The organism is Blautia parvula, from assembly GCF_020215665.1.
Classification (GTDB): domain Bacteria; phylum Bacillota; class Clostridia; order Lachnospirales; family Lachnospiraceae; genus Blautia; species Blautia celeris.
The window spans coordinates 661,331-678,809 of sequence record NZ_CP084061.1 but is presented as its reverse complement, the minus strand read 5'-3'; the positions used below and the strand labels follow the sequence as shown (position 1 = coordinate 678,809).

17 protein-coding genes are annotated in these 17,479 nt (G+C 48.1%); all 17 read right to left on the bottom strand.

Going from position 1 to position 17,479, the window contains the following annotated elements; genetic code table 11:
• Positions 1 to 86 precede the first annotated feature (86 nt).
• On the bottom strand, positions 87 to 872 hold the full coding sequence (locus tag LC508_RS03285; protein WP_054351265.1) for an arginase family protein: 786 nt from the start codon (positions 870 to 872) through the stop codon (positions 87 to 89).
• A gap of 144 nt (positions 873 to 1,016) precedes the next feature.
• The gene (locus tag LC508_RS03280; protein WP_081960386.1) at positions 1,017 to 1,469 is read right to left on the bottom strand and encodes an Hsp20/alpha crystallin family protein; all 453 of its coding nucleotides are present in this window, start codon (positions 1,467 to 1,469) and stop codon (positions 1,017 to 1,019) included.
• Between the two features lie 241 nt (positions 1,470 to 1,710).
• Complete coding sequence (locus LC508_RS03275) at positions 1,711 to 3,015, bottom strand: 4Fe-4S dicluster domain-containing protein (RefSeq protein ID WP_103731097.1); 1,305 nt, start codon at positions 3,013 to 3,015, stop codon at positions 1,711 to 1,713.
• Positions 3,016 to 3,084: 69 nt separating this feature from the next.
• Complete coding sequence (locus tag LC508_RS03270) at positions 3,085 to 3,600, bottom strand: nitroreductase family protein (protein WP_033141783.1); 516 nt, start codon at positions 3,598 to 3,600, stop codon at positions 3,085 to 3,087.
• Between the two features lie 67 nt (positions 3,601 to 3,667).
• Positions 3,668 to 4,903, bottom strand: coding sequence for a D-alanyl-D-alanine carboxypeptidase family protein (locus LC508_RS03265; RefSeq protein WP_033141784.1), 1,236 nt, complete (start codon positions 4,901 to 4,903; stop codon positions 3,668 to 3,670).
• Between the two features lie 116 nt (positions 4,904 to 5,019).
• Positions 5,020 to 6,261 carry an MFS transporter gene (locus tag LC508_RS03260; protein WP_033141785.1) on the bottom strand — a complete coding sequence of 414 codons (1,242 nt, stop codon included), beginning with the start codon at positions 6,259 to 6,261 and terminating at the stop codon, positions 5,020 to 5,022.
• A gap of 16 nt (positions 6,262 to 6,277) precedes the next feature.
• The gene (locus LC508_RS03255; protein WP_103731098.1) at positions 6,278 to 7,066 is read right to left on the bottom strand and encodes a zinc dependent phospholipase C family protein; all 789 of its coding nucleotides are present in this window, start codon (positions 7,064 to 7,066) and stop codon (positions 6,278 to 6,280) included.
• A gap of 15 nt (positions 7,067 to 7,081) precedes the next feature.
• Positions 7,082 to 7,651 carry an SMC-Scp complex subunit ScpB gene (gene scpB, locus LC508_RS03250; protein WP_033141786.1) on the bottom strand — a complete coding sequence of 190 codons (570 nt, stop codon included), beginning with the start codon at positions 7,649 to 7,651 and terminating at the stop codon, positions 7,082 to 7,084.
• Positions 7,641 to 8,405 carry a segregation and condensation protein A gene (locus tag LC508_RS03245; protein ID WP_033141787.1) on the bottom strand — a complete coding sequence of 255 codons (765 nt, stop codon included), beginning with the start codon at positions 8,403 to 8,405 and terminating at the stop codon, positions 7,641 to 7,643. Before LC508_RS03245 ends, scpB begins: the two co-directional genes overlap by 11 nt.
• Positions 8,406 to 8,527: 122 nt before the next feature.
• The gene (locus LC508_RS03240) at positions 8,528 to 9,736 is read right to left on the bottom strand and encodes a hypothetical protein (RefSeq protein ID WP_103731099.1); all 1,209 of its coding nucleotides are present in this window, start codon (positions 9,734 to 9,736) and stop codon (positions 8,528 to 8,530) included.
• Positions 9,733 to 10,857 carry a DUF58 domain-containing protein gene (locus LC508_RS03235; RefSeq protein ID WP_033141789.1) on the bottom strand — a complete coding sequence of 375 codons (1,125 nt, stop codon included), beginning with the start codon at positions 10,855 to 10,857 and terminating at the stop codon, positions 9,733 to 9,735. Before LC508_RS03235 ends, LC508_RS03240 begins: the two co-directional genes overlap by 4 nt.
• The gene (locus LC508_RS03230; protein ID WP_033141790.1) at positions 10,854 to 11,804 is read right to left on the bottom strand and encodes an AAA family ATPase; all 951 of its coding nucleotides are present in this window, start codon (positions 11,802 to 11,804) and stop codon (positions 10,854 to 10,856) included. The genes LC508_RS03235 and LC508_RS03230 overlap by 4 nt, the downstream gene beginning before the upstream one ends.
• A 1-nt stretch (position 11,805) precedes the next feature.
• Positions 11,806 to 12,657 (bottom strand): metallophosphoesterase, encoded by an 852-nt coding sequence (locus tag LC508_RS03225; protein WP_033141791.1) that lies wholly within the window; start codon positions 12,655 to 12,657, stop codon positions 11,806 to 11,808.
• 67 nt (positions 12,658 to 12,724) lie between these two features.
• A complete protein-coding gene (locus LC508_RS03220) occupies positions 12,725 to 14,083 on the bottom strand; it encodes an MATE family efflux transporter (RefSeq protein ID WP_103731100.1) in 1,359 nt (452 codons plus the stop codon).
• Between the two features lie 189 nt (positions 14,084 to 14,272).
• Complete coding sequence (locus LC508_RS03215) at positions 14,273 to 15,436, bottom strand: D-alanyl-D-alanine carboxypeptidase family protein (protein WP_033141793.1); 1,164 nt, start codon at positions 15,434 to 15,436, stop codon at positions 14,273 to 14,275.
• 379 nt (positions 15,437 to 15,815) lie between these two features.
• Positions 15,816 to 17,006 (bottom strand): tyrosine-type recombinase/integrase, encoded by a 1,191-nt coding sequence (locus LC508_RS03210; RefSeq protein ID WP_003417815.1) that lies wholly within the window; start codon positions 17,004 to 17,006, stop codon positions 15,816 to 15,818.
• Between the two features lie 77 nt (positions 17,007 to 17,083).
• Positions 17,084 to 17,287: an excisionase gene (locus LC508_RS03205; protein ID WP_002347229.1), complete on the bottom strand. Its 204-nt coding sequence runs from the start codon at positions 17,285 to 17,287 to the stop codon at positions 17,084 to 17,086.
• Positions 17,288 to 17,479 lie beyond the last annotated feature (192 nt).

Below are 17,479 nucleotides of genomic sequence, written 5' to 3'. Positions count from 1 at the left end.
TTCTCCCCTCAGATTCCCTTTTCCTGTTCTACATATTTCGACATTTGCAATTTGTTTTTTATTATACAGGCATACAATTCCCCGTGTCAATCTTTCTGATAAGAATTACTATTATTGGTAGAATTTACCATCACTTTAGCCATTACCTCTTTTAATCTTTCATTTGTCTGACTGTTTATGTGTAATTCCCTATTTTCACAGAAACCACTCTCGGGTGGATTTTCCCCACAGATGTCCCCTCCGATACATTTCCTTGCCGCTGCCGCCTCCTCGATCAGGCCCAGAAGGCAGTCCAGTTTCATCTCTCCCTGGTCCCAGTTTGTGACTGCATCCCTGCCCCGGAGAATATCCTTGTCCACAGAGAGATATAAGGGACAGGATTCCCCCTCCAAAAATTCTCTGAACTTCTGTAGTCTGCCCTCCTGCAGATCCTCGGCAGATACCCAGGTCACCTGTTTTGACGGTATATCCCTTTGAAAATCTGCCTCTTTTGGCCCTATGATACACACACTTTTCAGCAGGGGATTGGACAGCATAGCTTCTCTCACCCAGCTTCCGCAGGACAGAAGGCCAAAGAATGCGGATTCCTGCATGTCTGTGTGATTGTCAAAAAGAAGAAGGGAAAAAGGAGTGTCAATCATCTCCATCCAAAATTTTGATAAATAGTGATAATTGCCGGAATCCAGAAAATGGATGCCGCAGGGGCCATATGCCCGAATCCTTTCCTTAATCTCCTGTTCTGCCTCCGAGGTACAGTAACAATTGACCCCTTCCGCATGGGTAAAATCCACCATCTCATAATCACCGGCCTTTTGTCTATAAAAATCTTCCTCCGGGTACACACCGGAAAAATTCATGATAACTGTCTTCATCCTAAAATATCTCCTGTTTTTTCTCTTACCATAGCACAGAGAGACAGATCTTGTAAACTGCTGCTGTCTGTCTCCCGGCAAGCCAAAAAGGACCGCCGCTTACAGACGAAGCGGCGGTCCTCAAAGGAGGGGTAACAAAGAAGCTTATCCTTCAATGGAGATATATTTATTTTCTTCCACCTGTTTTTTGTCTTTCTTAGGTACCGTGAGACGAAGGATTCCGTCCTCAAATCTGGCCCGAATCTCATCCTGGGTAACGCCTTCGCCGATATAGAAGCTTCTGGAGCAGCTTCCCGCGTAGCGTTCTCTGCGGATATATTTTCCTTCCTTATCCTCTTTATCCTTGTCAAGTCCTTTGGATGCCTGGATGGTGAGATATCCGTTCTCCAGTCTGGCCGTTACATTCTCTTTCTTGAAGCCCGGCAGGTCAATGTCAATTTCAAAGGAATCTTCCGTCTCTTTTACGTCGGTCTTCATCAAATTCTTCTCATTCTTTCCGTACAGCGGATTCTTCCTTCCGAAGAACTCCTTCTCAAAAGGAAAATCCATCCATTCATCAAATAAATCTTCTCCAAAAATACTGGGCATCATTCTCATAAGTCATTCTCCTTTCCTATATATCAATCAATGAATTGTTACATTTGGCAGGGGATTCTTTCTTTTCCCTTGTTCTAATTGTAATATAGCACGCATTATTAGCACTGTCAATAGGCGAGTGCTAATTTCACACTTTTTTCACATTTTACCTTCGTTGTTTGATATATCAAAAAAAGAATCTTCCGTTTTCTATGCACCGCGGCCTTATGCAGCGCAAGATAGCGAAAGATCCTTTTTCCGTTTATTTTTTATTCCTGCTTTTATTCACAGCACTTGACAAAAGTTTATCCAGATATACAGATTTAAACTGCTTACTTGCCAGTGCCTGTTTCAGCGGAGGCAGATTTAAGATCACTCCAAACACGGCAGCCATGGCTCTGTGGTTGGCAAATGCCTGATTGTCGAATACGAGGTTCTGAAGCGTTCCTTTTTCTATGGCCTGGAGCACAAACCTGTGCGTACTGTTCACAGGCGTTATCACCTGTACCGGACGCCGCTCCAGTTTCAGGGAACCGTTGGGACATCTGGATGCGCACACACCGCAGCCCAGGCAGATATCCGTATCCACCACGGGACGTCTTTTCTTTTTCCCGTCCTCCGGGACCGTCTCCATGGAAATGGCAAAAATGGGACATGCCTTCTCACACTTTCCGCATCCGATACAGGTCTTCTCCTCCACCGACGGGATATAATTGGTGGTTGCCACCGGCTGCATGGGAGAGAATTTTCTGGCAGCCTGCAGAGCCTCACAACAGCATCCGCAGCAGTTACAGATAAACGCCGGGTCCTCTCTGACATTCTCCCCGATCTGCACCAGTCCCGCATCGTAGGAGCGTTCCAGAGCGTCCATGGCTTCTTCCTTGGAGATAAGCCGGGCATGTCCGCCGTGCTCTGCCAGGGAGCGAGCTACATTGCCGAAAGTCAGGCATACATCCCAGGGAGCATCAATCTCACAGGGATGCCCCGCGTGATATGCCTTATGTCTGCAGTAACAGGTTCCCAGGCCAATGTACTCTGCCTCCTCCACAATGTGGCTGGCCCGCTCATGGTCCAGGATATGCAGGGTATTTTCCGTGGTAAGCACCGGCTCCTGCACGTAGACACGGCCCAGCTTTGTCTCCGTGGCATAGAAAAGGTCTTTTACAAAGTCCTCCTCCACATTCATATACTGATAATACAGTTCGCTGAGATACTTCTGGTCAATATCCCCTCTGGTCCTCATCAGGGCAAATTCAATAAACCCGGCCATGGGCGGCGGCATGACAAAACGGCGGACTCCCCTGTAGGTGGAATCCACCAGCAGCGCCTTCTCACACAGATGGTCCAGCACTTTTTCCGCCTTTGCCTCCGTGGTCCCCCAGATACGGGCAGCCTTTTTCAAAGTGAAGGGGCGTACCGGCAGAAGTGCCACCCATTTTGCCTCCTTCTCCGTGTAGAGCACCTGGAGGATCTTATAAAAAGTCTCCGAAGGCGGCGCTCCCTGGGTAAACCAGTTGATTCTTTCTTCCAGATTTTTATATGCGTCTTTTGATGTTATATGTCCCATGCTAAATGTCCTGTCATACAATATGGTAACTTACGGTCCGCACGGAAAATGCGGATACCTGCCTGGCTGTTACACAAAATGTACCTCTCCTGTTTTTTTCACTTCTTTTTTCTCTGATGCCGCAGCATATCCAAGGGCAGCCATGCCGAATACCCTGTGGGAATCCGGTATCTCCCAGCTCCTTAACATCTCCCGCACCTCAGGCTCATCGCAGATATCCCGCATCTGGTTGATCCAGACAGAACCAATCCCGAAGGAATGAGCCGCCAGAAACATATTTTCCAGAGCACAGGCATTGTCCTCCATGGAATGCTGATTTTCCTTTTCATTGGACGGAATGATCAGAACCTGAGGGCTGTACATGTCATACCCGTCTCTTCCCAGTTTCCTTCCTATGACTTCCGCCAGCTTCCCGATCTGCTCCCGGTCTGTCACCACGGTAAATTTCCATGTCTGACGGTTCTGTCCGCTGGGCGCATAGAGTCCGGCCCGGATGATCTGTTCCAGCTCTTCTCGTGGAATTTCCTTATTTTGAAATGCCCGGATACTTCTTCTGGTCAAAATATTTTCCATCACTGCATTCATGTTCTGATTCCTCCTTGTTTTTTCTTTTATTTTATCACAACGTCAAAAATTGTAAAGTGCCCCGCGATCAGCCTGCTGCGCCGAATGCCCATTTGTCCATGGTCTTTTCCAGACACCAGGGAAAATCTATCTTCTTGACAGACTGCCTGATTTTCACCGGACAAGTGAGAAATGTCTGGCCTCCCACCCGGTAAGTGATGGTTCCCACCTGCGTTCCCGCTTTGACCGGTGCTTTCAAAGTCTCTTTTCCCTCATAACTCACTTCAATTTCCTCATCCCGGCGCATCAGCATACCGAAGTCCTTAGCTGTCTCAGCCTCCACCTCAGTAAGGGCTGTATCTCCCAGGGTTTCACTCTGTCCGTTCTGAACCGGTATGGCTGCCGGTATATCGGGAAGTGCCGCGTCAGAAAAGGAACGGTAACTGTAATTTTCCAGCCCGTAATTCATAAGTTTTGTGGTATCCTTCCATTTGTAGGTCTTGTTATTCGGCCATCCGCATGCCAGAAGGGCAACAATGAATGTTCTGCCGTCCCTGGTGAGGGCACCTACATAGCAGTAACCGGCATTTGCCGTAAACCCGGTTTTTCCGGTGAGGGCACCCTCCATCATGTTCAGAAAAGCATTGTGGTTGTTGCAGGAAAAGCTCCGCTTTCCCTCCGCGTCCGAGAAACTGTAGGAGGCCGTCCTTGTCACGTTAAGAAATTCCTCCCTGCAGGGAGATTCTTTGATACAATACTTCATGATACGTGCCAGGTCTGCCGCTGTTGTGGAATGCACCTTCTGTTCCTCCCCCACTGTGACAGCGGCATCCAGGCCGTTGGGTGTGATAAAATAAGTATCCTCACACCCCAGTTCTCCGGCCTTGGCGTTCATCATATCCGCGAATCCCTCCACACTTCCTCCCAGATGTTCCGCGATCATCACAGCCGCATCATTGTGGCTCTCCAGCATCAGAGAATACAAAAGGTCTCCAAAACGGAAGGTTTCTCCCTCTGTCACTCCCAGATGTACTTTCGGCCTGGATGCCGCATAGGCGGATGCTGTCACAATATCCTCCGCGTTGCCCTTCTCCAAAGCCAGAATACAGGTCATGATCTTAGTGGTACTGGCCATGGGCCTTTTCTCAAACCCGTTTTTTTCATAGAGTATCCTTCCTGAGTCCGCATCCATAAGTACCGCTGAGGTGGCGTACAGGCTGCCAACACCCTGTCCATTTTCCTCTGCCCAGACGGTATCTCTATGTACCACGAAGCACCCGGTTATCACTGCGCATACCAAAATCCAGCTTATAATTTTTTTCATGCTTCCATCCCTGCACACAAAATTTCTTATACATTATATGCCTGTCCCGGGAGGATTATAACAAAAAGCTGTACCAAACCGGTCCGCCCCGGTTACAGTACAGCTTCCGTTCTTTGTCATGCAGCGCTGCGGCTGATTTTCTCTGTCTTTCCGAACAGGAAAAATCCGATGATAAACATCACCGCCAGCATTCCCACTCCTGTCCTTGAACTTCCGCTCAACTGTGTGGAAATGCCCATGAGCATGGTTCCCATGAACGCCGCTCCCTTTCCGAATATATCATAAAACCCGAAATACTCGCTGGAGTTTTCCTTGGGAATGATCCTTGCAAAATAAGATCTGGAAAGCGCCTGGATGGCCCCCTGAAATACAGCCACGCAGACTGCTAAGAACCAGAATTCCCATGCCCTGTCAAGCTGAAGGGCAAACAGTGCGATTCCCAAATATCCCAGTATACATACTTTGATCAGCTTCTCACTCTTAAATCTTGCCGAGAACTTTCCAAACAAAAGAGAACAGGGAAACGCTACAATCTGTGTCAGCAGCAGTGCCAGAAGAAGATGCGTGTCATCAATTCCCACGTCCTTTCCGTAGGAGGTAGCCAGGTCGATGATGGTGTAAACGCCGTCAATATAGAAGAAAAACGCGCCCAGAAAATAAAGCACCTTTTTGTCCTTATTGATCTTAAAGAGCACTTTTTTCAGTCTGGAAAAGCTCTCCTTTACCGGGCTGCCCTTTACCTCCACCCAATGCTTCTGATTATAATTTTTCAATAGGGGAATCGTGACTGCAAACCACCAGATCCCTGTGATCCCAAAAGAGATCATGGTTGCCGTAACGCCTGAGATACCCAGCTTCTCTGCAAAAAGTATGAGGAGCAGACAGGCGATAAAGGGAATACAGCTCCCGATATACCCCCACGCATAGCCATGGGAGGAAACCATGTCCATCCTCTCATCCACAGTCACATCTGCCAGCATGGAATCATAGAAGATCAGGCTCATACTATATGTGGTCTTGGCGATCACCAGTACCACCAGAAAAGCCAGCCATTCCTTGGGTATGGCAAGAGAAAGACACCCGACTACGCCGATCACAAAAAAAGTGGCGAACATGGGTTTCTTATACCCTTTTGTGTCCGCCAGGGTTCCGAACACCGGACCCATGAGCGCTACCAGGATGGTACACACAGACAGTGCATAGCTTAGATACGCTGTGGAATCCGCCAGGGAAATCCCCTCCGCTGTGGCTATATTCTTAAAATAAATGGGAATGATCGTGGTACACAGCATGACGAACGCTGAGTTCCCCACATCATACAGTACCCACTGTTTCTCCAGTTTGGTTAATCCCTTCATATGCCCCCCGTTCTTCTCAGCCGAAATTTCTGCCGAAGCGCTGCGACAGCCGCTCTTCCTTTACCATGCAGCCGTACAGATTTGTAAGTGCTTCCACCGCCTCATCCAATGCCTCTTCATACAGATGACGCAGTACATCTGTTGCCATATCACATCTTCTGTCCGGCTTTGCCGGTATGATATGGCCTCCCAGAGTGTCCCGGCATCCAAACAGCTTCATGATTCCCAGCAGTCCCTTTCTCTTCAGGCTGCTGCTGCAGACAAGGGCTCCGGTGTAAAATCTCATACCGTGAAGTGCTTTTGCCGCCTGCTTCACTGTGATCTTCCCAAAGGCCCTGCTTATGGTCCTGCAGCCCTCCATTGTGGGGAAGATATTTACGGCAGGTCTGTAGGTAAACGGGTCCTTTCCCTCACGCAGCATATAGTACCGGTCAAGCTCAGATTCAATCTCTGAATGGGACGCACCGGTTTCCTTTTCAAACCGCCGTACATAGGGATGGCAGGCGCTGTCCAAAATGTAGTGGCATCCAAATCCCAGCAGATAGGATAACATCTGCGCAGTCGGCTCCTCCTGGTATTTTACAACAGCCTGACAGAAAAATTCTGCGGCCTCTCTCTGGTGAACCTGGTGTCCCAGCCCGCTCACCCTGTTTTTCATCAGGGGCTGATAGTAAAACAAAATATCAGGTCCGTGCAGGCCGATCAGATACATACTTTTGGATTCCCTGATTGCCTCTTTTATCTCAGAAGGAAGTCTTTTATATACCTCCTTGCCGAAAATGTCATGTGTGTAAGTTGTTGGCATGTCTCTTTCCCCCGTTTATACATCCAGCTTAAGCTGAATTTCTTCTTCTGCTTCTGCCTTGAAATCTTCTATCTGTACCGGGTCCAGCTCCGGCAGCTCATCCAGCCCCTGAACCCCGAAGTTTCTTAAAAACTCCTCCGTGGTTCCAAAGAGCAGCGGCCTTCCCGGTGCGTCCAGACGGCCGACCTCCTGTACCAGATTATATTCCATGAGTTTGTTCACCGCATGGTCAGACTTGACACCGCGTATCTTCTCTATTTCAAGTTTTGTGACCGGCTGTTTATAGGCAATGATGGAGAGTGTCTCCAGCATAACGTCTGTCAGCACCGCCTTTTTCGGCTGCAGGGCAAGCTTGACCAGATAGTCATAATACTCTTCCTTTGTGCACATCTGATATGCATTTTCCAGCTCTATGATCTTGATTCCCCGGTCCCCGGCATTATATTTCAGCATCATATTCCGAATGATCTTTCTGGTGGTTTCCGTATCATGTCCTATAGCCTTGGCAATGGCGGAAACCTCTACGGATTCCCCCATAGCAAACAAAAGCGCCTCAACAGCGCCTTCCAGATGTTCAATTTCCATACGGGTCCCCTGCCTCCTTGCTCTCAATCTGAATATCGTCAAAAATATGCTCCTGCCTGATAGATATCTTTCCTGTCTTCATCAGCTCCAGGATCGCCAGAAATGTAACCACCACCTGGAATTTGCTGGCCTGTTTTCCCAGAAGGTCACGAAAGCTGAAACGCCGGTGTCTTCTGGCGTACTCCTCCACGTCGGTCATTTTCTCCGGAAGACTGACCTCCTCCTGCTCAATCTTGCCGAAATTGCTTCGGATGGGGTCCTTTTTATCCTCCTGGCGTTTTAATACATCCTGGAAAATTTTGTGAAGACGTCCCAGTGTCAGCCCGTCCAGAAGCTCGCTGGTATCCACAGGCTCCCTGTAGTCCTCCACTTCCCTTGGAAGGGTGGGGAGCTTATAGATACTTTTTGCCGCTTCTGCCATCCGGTCCCTGAGTTCATAGGACATATATTTATACATCTTATACTCCAGAAGCTGACGCACCAGTTCGTCTCTGGGATCTTCTTCCTCACCGTCCTCATTGACTTCTTTTGGGAGAAGCATCCTGCATTTGATAGAAATGAGGGTTGCCGCCATGACCATGAACTCGCTCATGATATTCAGATCTTCCCTCTCCATCTGGTGAATATACTCCATGTACTGATCCGTTATCTCCACAATGGGAATGTCGTAAATATTTACTTTATTCTTCTCGATCAGGTGTAAAAGCAGGTCTAAAGGCCCCTCAAACACCGGAAGCTTTACCGGGATTCCCATTTATTCTCATCCTTTCCATGGTATCGGGCATACCGCTTACGACATTCTACACTATTTTCAGTAAAAAGTCCAGAATATTCCTTGCATCATCTTCCCCGGTCTGGTCCGGACCGGCCAAACTGTCACCTCAGCTCTCTCATCCTCAAAACCTCATCCTGTCCGCATCTTTCTTTCCCGTATCTTGCCTTCTCATATATCTCATGGAATTCTTCCATCCCCTCGGCACCCGACAGCCCTGCTGTCTCCTCAATCTCCTCCGGGGCCAATGACACAGGGATGGTCTTTTTTGCAGTGCTCTCTATCTTCTTTTTATAATATCTGCGGATCATCTCATTTGCGGAGCGGGCAGAGAAAAGGCTGCCGCTTCTCTTTCTCTTTTTCAATCCCTCTTTCCGGTCTCCCTTCACGGGGGAAAGAAACTCCACGCGGTCCCCGTCCGTAAGAACGGTTTCATGGTATTTTTTATATAAATCATAAAGGATACGGCAGACAAGATAAACAACTGCTGCCAGAAACAGTAAAACAAACACTTTTTCCAGTATTTGAAAAAGCGCCTGCCAGAAAGGGGAAGCCTCCTTAAATTCTCCCGGAAAAAACGGCATCTGTTCCGCCATCTCCGGCTCCTCCTGGATCAGCTCCTCCGCCCCGCCAAGACCTGCCAGAAGTCTCCGAAGCAGACGTACCAGCAGGTGCCCAATTCTTTGTAAGACCTTGTCAAAGCCGGACATGGGCAGAAATATCATTCCCGCAGTGACAAGAACACAGAAACCGCCCAGGGCGATCCTGTTCCCCTCCGCGATTCTGTTTTTCGGGAATCTGTGGAGCTTCTCATTCTGTGCATACAGCTTCAGAAGGGAGCGCCGGTTTTCCGAAAGAATGGTGAGCAGCCAATAAGCCCCTGTGAAAAGACAGATGACCGTTCCCAGAGTGCTCTTATGGTATGCCAGTGTATAGATATAGATACCTGCAAAAATCAGAAGCCCCGCGTAGGAAGGCCGCACAAGAAGGCTCTCTCCGCTTCCCGCCCGCTCAAAGAAGTACAGAAGCACAAGAAGAGCTCCGCAGACCATGAACGCTGCTCTCTCCCACACCGTTTGAGAGGCAGTATACAGAACTGCCAGGCTTACTGCACCTGACACTGCAAAAAGAAGCAGACTCTGAAAGCGGCGCTGTATCCAGTATAAGAGCAGTATGGGGACAAACAGCAGCAGGCTTTTCATCATCTGAATCGGCGTGATATCCCCGCCGAAAGACAGGATCAAAAGTGCCAGACTGTCCGTCAGAAGAAATGTATGAAAAAAGCGGTATACAACCAGCAGATCTATTTTCATCTCGGCACCTCCCAGCGTATGATCTCCATGTGGGGCGAGCACGGAAGCTTCCACTCCATATCCTTGTACAGGGTGGAAATCCACAGGGCGCTGCCCCCGGCCTTCGCAAGTGTTTCCATCTCTGTAAAAAGAGGCTGGCCCTGATTTTTGGAAATAAGAACAGGGATACCCCGGCCTTCTGACAAAAGACGGCGCTGCGCACTTAAAAGTTCGGGAAACTTTCCGGCGGGAAGGTCCAGATCCAGTCTTGCCAGATTCTGATACAGTTTTACAAGCTGTCCTCTTCCCGTGCCGGGCAAAACGGCGATGGGTGCCTCTGTGATGTGATCCCTGCCGTTGGTGACAAGGCCTGTGGCAATGCCTCTCTGCAGAAGCTGTTCTGCTAAGGAGACGGCCAGGGAAATGCCTGCCTCGTGGATCTCTTCGTATTTCCATATGGTCTCATCCTCCACATCCAGATAGATGAGGACCTGGGCACTGGATGTGGAATCCAGCAGATTTACCATAAGACCGCCTTCTTTTGCGGAGGCCTTCCAGTTGATTTTATTCATAGGGTCCCCCGGCTGGTATTCCCGCAGGCCGCGGAAGGAAAAAGGGTCCTCATACATCCGCTGCCGTACCAAGACCTGTCCCATAAGCTTTTTAAAGGGAATTTCCATGCGGGAGACGGGAATCGTTCTCGGATATACATACAGATGGGTGGAAAGAGGCATGGTCCGATACATCTCACGGTTCATAAGAAGGCCTCTTGTGAGAATCTCTGCCTGCTCAATCTCGTAGTATCCCCTTTTCCTTGCCAGAAATGTGATTTCCCGCTCTATTTTCTGGTAAAACAGTACGGAGAAGATATCTCTTTTATAGGTATAGTCGGAGATACTGGTATTTTCCTCCTCCTCAAAGAAGAGGTTTCTATGTACCCGAAAGGCTGCCTGCAGCATGGGAAGAAGGAGCCATTTTCTGTTTTCAATGGTTTCCGTCAGGTATGCCTTCTCCCCTTCGTGGACGGGCTGTTCCTGGAATTTTACATTTACCTCCAGATGCCTGTCCCAATTCTTTCGGTAGAACCACTCCGCCAAAAACTGCAGCAGGACGGCTCCCAGCAAAAGCAAAAAAATTGTCATGTTTTTCTCTTCCACTCCTCTGTGGGTACAGGGACCTGATTCAGAATCCGCTGAATTGCCTGGCTGCCGCTCTCCTCCTGTCCGTATCCGGAGGTCATGATCATTCTGTGGGCCAGAATGGGAACCGCCACGGTTTTTATATCCTCCGGCACCACATAATCCCTGCCCTTTACATAGGCATAAGCTTTCGCGCCGTTAAAAAGAGCCAGGGTACCCCTTGGACTTACACCTGCGATCACATCTCCTGCTGTTCGGGTGGCCTGCACCACCTCCACCAGATAGGACTTCAGATCCGGGTGCACATATACCTTTTTGTATGCCTCTCTTGCATTTAGAAGTTCTTCCTTTGTACACACACAGGAAAGCTCAAAAAGAGGCTGTCTGTCCTCAAAACGGTCCAGGATGGCCAGCTCCTCCTCCTTGTCCGGCAGCCCCATGGAAAGGCGCATAAAAAAACGGTCCATCTGCGCTTCCGGAAGCGGAAATGTGCCTGTGGTCTCCACCGGATTCTGAGTGGCAATGACAAAAAAAGGCTCCTGAAGTGTCCTGGTTTCCCCGTCAATGGTAATCTGGTGCTCCTCCATACACTCCAGAAGGCTTGACTGAGTCCTCGGCGTGGCACGGTTGATCTCATCAGCCAGCAGAATGTTGCAGAAAGCAGGTCCTTCTTTGAATAGAAACTCCCCTGCCTTCTGGTTATAATAGTTTAGCCCCGTCACATCAGAGGGCAGCAGATCCGGCGTAAACTGAATGCGGGAGAATTTCCCGTCCATGGAGCGGGCCAGGGATTTCGCCATCATCGTCTTGCCTGTTCCGGGCACGTCCTCCAAAAGGACATGGCCTCCGGCAGTCAGGGCAGTGAGAAGAAGCTCCAGCACCTTTTCTTTTCCCACAATCACCTTCCCCACATTTTCACGTATTTTTACCATACCGTTTTTCTCTTCCATTTCACACCTCTTTCGGCAGACATTCCAGCACCACCAGTTCTCTCGGATTGTTGATCCGAAGAGGCAGTGTGTGCTCACCCAGTCCCGCACCTGTAATCATGATCTGTTCCTTTCCTGTTACTCTTTGTCTTCTTCCCGCCCTTTTTGCAGGCGTATTGTCTTTCTTTCTGTATTCCCCGTAAGCATAGCGGGGAAACAGACGAAAATCAGGGCTGATAACACTGCCTAAAAACGGAAGCCGCATGATTCCCCCGTGGTAATGCCCGGACAGAATCAAATCCGCCCCCCATGCAAAATAGTCATCCCCAAACCTGGGTGTATGGGCAAGCAGGATCTCATATACATCTTTGTCGGGCCTTCCGATCAGCCCTTCCAGTTCTTTTCTTCCCGGTCCCTTCTGAGGCCCTCTGTTATAATATTCAATAGGCAGATCCAGCCCGGTCACCGCCACGGTTTCCCCCTTTATCTGCCAAACGACACGCTCATTTTCCAGATAGGAGACACCCATCTGTTTCATTTTCTTCTCAAACGCAGAGAATCGGCCCCCGTATTCCTCTGTGAATAATTTCATCCGCTGCTCGTGATTGCCCGGCCCGTATAATACGGGTGCCAGTTTAACGGCCTCGCTTAAAAATGCCGCAGCCGGTTTCAGGGACGCGTCTTCTTTTCCCAGCACCAGGTCTCCGGCTATCAATATGGCATCCGGGTTAAGAGCCCTGATCTTTTCAAAAACCGGCTCATTTCTTTCCCCGAACATCACATTGTGGAGGTCACTAATCATCACGAATCTCAGCGGATGTCTTTTTATCTTATCTGTTGTTATCCTGTAAGTAGTCGTCACAAATTTCTTCACAAATATTCCCTGCTCTTCTCTCTTTTCTCTCTATTTTACCCCATAAAGAGAAAAAAGAAAAGTAAGACTATCTGCTTTTTTTGAAACTGCTGCCGAAAACCTTTTCCTGCTGCTTCATAACCAGACGGTACATGAAAAGCAGCAGCACACCTGCAAATACCCAGGCAACCGGACTTGCCAGGCAGGCAAGCAGGTAGCTCCTGTTCAGCCCTGCCGCCAGAGCCACGATACCGCGGCCAAAAAGCTCCGCCACGCCTGCCATCATGGGCAGTATACCATATCCCATGCCCTGAATGCCGTTTCGGTATACATTTACAATATTCAGGGCAATGAAAAACAGGGAGGCGCATTTCAGGTAGATATCCACCTGCCCCATCAGTGTCTGCACATCGCTTGACACAAAGAGATAGGTCAAGTACTTTCCAAAGAAAGCGGTCAGAAGTCCAAACACCAGGGAGTAAACCACACCCATCCAGGTAGATGCCCGGAAGCCCATACGGATCCTGTCAATTCTGCCTGCACCCATGTTCTGGGCACAGTAGGTTGCCATGGTGGTTCCCAAAGCCACATAAGCCTGTGTGGCAATCTGCTCCACCTTGCTGGCCGCTGTAAAGGCAGCTACAGCCATGGAGCCCAGCATATTCAGCGCGGACTGCACCATCATAGTACCAATGGCGGTGATGGAAAACTGGAGCGCCATGGGAATGCCGATTCCCACCTGCATCTTCACAATATGGGCTGACAGACGAAAATCCTCCTCCTGAAGCCGCAGTTCCGGCATTTTCTTCGCTATATACACCAAGCAGAGAACACCGGAAACACCCTGGGAGATCACAGTGGCATAGGCCGCACCCGCTGCTCCCCAATGAAATACAATGATAAACAGCAGGTCCAGCACCACATTCAGCAGTGCCGACAAGATCAGAAAATACAGCGGCACCTGGCTGTTTCCCAGCGCCCTCAAGACACTTGCCAGCAGATTATACAGCACCGTGGCAAATATACCGCCGCAGATGATCATAATATACCGGTACGCATCACCGAAAATATCCTCCGGAGTATGCATAAATTCCAGCAGCCCATGCATTCCCAGCATACTCACCAGAGTCATGACAATAGTAACGATCAGGGACAGCACGGCTGCCGACCCCACGGTCCGTCTCATATTCTTCATATCCCCCGCACCGTATCTCTGGGCAGTCAGTACCGTAAATCCCGCGGTCAGTCCCAGCATAAAGCCTATGATCAAAAAGTTAATGGTACCCACACTACCCACTGCTGCCAGTGCTTTTGTACCCACGAATTTTCCTACGATGATGGTGTCCACCATACTGTAAAACTGCTGAAAAATATTTCCGATAAATACCGGAATTGTAAATCCTACAATCGCTTTTGCCGGGCTGCCGGCCGTCATATCTTTCTGCATGCCTCTCCTCATTCTCTCTGTAAACAATGTGTCCGCCGGCAGGCAAAAAGGCGCAGGCTCTGCCTTCTTCCTGCCATCAAGTCATTTTTTCACGAAAAAGGAAGGTGCCAGCGGGCACCCTCCGTCTTTTTGTTACCGGGCTATTATAATGCAAACATTTCTATCCTGCAATACCCTAATTTTATTTTTTCAGAAAAATGTTTTGAATACTTTTTTCACATAGTCCATGTAGCCGGCCTTCTCTACTTTTTCACTAAAAAGCAGATTCACACTGCCTATTTTCTTCCCGTTCAGATAATAATCCGCGGTCCCGGCTTTACTGCCTTTCTTCACCGGGGCATCTGTGCTCTTCTTCAGGTTAATTTTCTTCTGCACATTATCAAGAGCCTCCCCTTTTGTATCCAGATAACGGAAATCCCCTTCATAGGATACAGACGCCTTATCCTGAATGGCTCCCTTCACCGGAACCTTCGGCAGGCTGTCTTTGTTTTCATCCACATAAAGGTTACAGGCGCCAAAACCCAGATTCAGCATCGCCGCAGCATCTTTAAACCGTACTTTATAGTCAGGTGCTGTCATCACCACGCTTATCAGAGTGATCCCGTTTCTCTTTGCCACCTCGGAGACACAGTATTTTGCCAGGCTGGTACTCCCTGTCTTTAAGCCCACACAGCCGTCATAGCTTCGCAGCAGCTTGTTTGTATTGGTAAGGCCGAACTCACTGCTCCCCTTTGCCGTGTTATGGGTGATATTTTCCATCCAGATAGAGGAAAAATCCAGAACCTTGGGATATTTTGTCACCAGCTCCCTGGACATAAGGGCTACGTCATATGCGGTGGTATAATGGTTGGTGGACTCCGTCAGTCCGCAGCAGTCCTCAAAATGAGTTCCTGTCATGTTAAGTCCTGCTGCCCTCTCATTCATACGTTTGACAAACTCCGCTTCGCTTCCGGCTATATGTTCCGCCATGGCGACGCTGGCATCATTTCCGGAGGCAATGACAATACACTTGATCATGGTCTCCACTGTCTGCTTCTCGCCCTCCTCCAGATAGACCTGGGAACCGCCCATGGACTTGGCGTAGGCACTTGTAGTCACTTCATCCTCCATATGTAGGGTGCCCTTGGCAATCTCGTCAAATATCAGCACCAGGGTCATGATTTTCGTAATACTTGCCGGGTAGACCTTGGTGTCTTTGTCCTTCTCGTAGATTATGGTCCCTGTGGAAGCCTCCATCAGAACCCCATGAGGTGCGGTGATCAAATCCTCCCCCTCCGCGTGCACCGTAACCGGCAGGGCTATATTGACAATAAGGGAAAATAAGACCAGAAAAACAGATGCTTTCCGAAACATACCGCTCTCCCGTAGAAATGCTCTTATAGAATTGTATTACACCGGGATAAAAAATAGAATACGGAAAGCCTCTTTCTCATTATCGCTGCTATCTTCAGGAAATCCATGTAAAATTCAGCTTGTATGCCCCTGCTCCCTTCTTAAAAGAAGCTTTACAGTCATCATATCCATTTGCCCCAAGACCGGAACTCCATTTTTTCAGCGAAAAACTTACTAAATTTCTGATTATCTTTTCATAAGTTGGTAAATGCCGATATATCCCGTATTTTAGGGCTTTATCGGTATTTTCTTTTTGGAAGATACCTTGCATAAGCTGGCATTTACCAGCATGAAAATGCAACCAAAAGTAGTAAATGAGTAGTAAATATAAGCTCCGATATTAACAAGCCAGTCTTTCCAGTTCTGCTTTTGCAGATTGAAATGTGCCGTGTGCGTAATAGCCAAGTGTCATGGTTATGTTAGCGTGTCCCATGAGATATTGCAGAGTATTTGGGTTCATTCCTCTGTTTGCCATATTCGTACAATAAGTATGTCTGAATGAATGTGGTGTGATGTTCGGTAGCTTGTCCGTGTGATACTTGTTATACTTCTTAATCAGCCCTCGCACCATGCCCTCATAGTTTCCTGCAACTTTAGGCAAACCCTCACGATTTAGGAATAGGAAATTGCTGTAACCACCTACAATCAGCGGTTGTGCCTTTCCTCTGTTCTTTAGTATTCTTTGGATTGCTTGATAAGCCCGTTCTGTCAATGGAAGTTCCCGTTTTCCGTTTTTGGTCTTTGGCGTTTCAATATAGTAACCCATTTCGCTATCTTTCAATAACTGGTGGTCTATATTGAGTACTCTGTTCTGCATATCAATATGCGTCGTCAGTCCGCAAAATTCAGAAATACGAAGTCCCGTTTCCAGCAGAAGCACAACCTCATCATAATACTTACTGTAAATCTTGTCCTTTTCCATAAAGGCAAGCAGGCGTTCTTCCTGCTCTGGTGTAAGGATAACTTTCTGTTCGGTATCATCTTCCAGAACATCACTTAACTTAAATTCAAATGGGTTCTTTCTGATACAGTCGTCTTGTATTGCCATGTAAAATGACGCTTTCAAGGAACGTTTATAGTTATCAATCGTTTTATAGGCATATCCTTTTTCGCTCATTCTGATAGCCCATTCTTTAGCGTCCGACTGCTTAACCGTATCAATCGCCCTCATACCCAATGGGTCATTTTTCAGAGCGTTCATAAGATACTGTCGTCCTTTTTCAGTAGCCCTTTTGATGTTCTTTCTTTGACTGTTCTTCTTGTCGTAGAGCTGGCAGACTGTCATTTTACCGCCGACTGTGTCGATACCGTCGTTAAGGTCTTTTTTTATCTGTGCTTCTTTTTCCCTCAACGATATATCATCACGCTTTCCAGCAGGTGTCTTGTCTGTCGGTACAAGTTTCCAAGAATAGATAAATTGTGGCTTTCCGTATATATCGGTATATTTATAAACGTATCTTCCGTCTTTTCGCTGGCTCTCTCCATTACGCAAATTGCGATTTTTACTGTCTTTTCGTTTCACATTAGACATAGTGTAAAGCTCCTTTCCGTCATGGAATGAGCCGTGATACGCTATTAATATTATACCATATCTACGGCTCAATGACATTAGATTTCGTCCAATGTATCTATGATTTTTTCAAATTGTTTTCGCTTTATCTGAATACGATTACCGTTCACGATAACCCAGCCAGCGTCAAGATTTTCTTCGGCTAATTTACGCAATTTCTTTTCGCCAATGCGGAAGTATTTAGACGCTTCTTCAATCGTCAGCGTATATTTTTCCCAGATAGGCACATCAGTATTGTTCATAATCTATGCACCCCCTTTACTGTGTGTCATTTTTTTACAAGCAGACAAACGGCTTTGGAAAGCTCCGTTAGTATCTCAACTATTCCCATTCTTGTGGGCAGAACCGCACCATGCGGACGTATCATTATTCTGTGAGGATAGGTCGTGGCAAAACGACTATTCCAACAGTCGCTCTCGGATCACTGCGTGGGT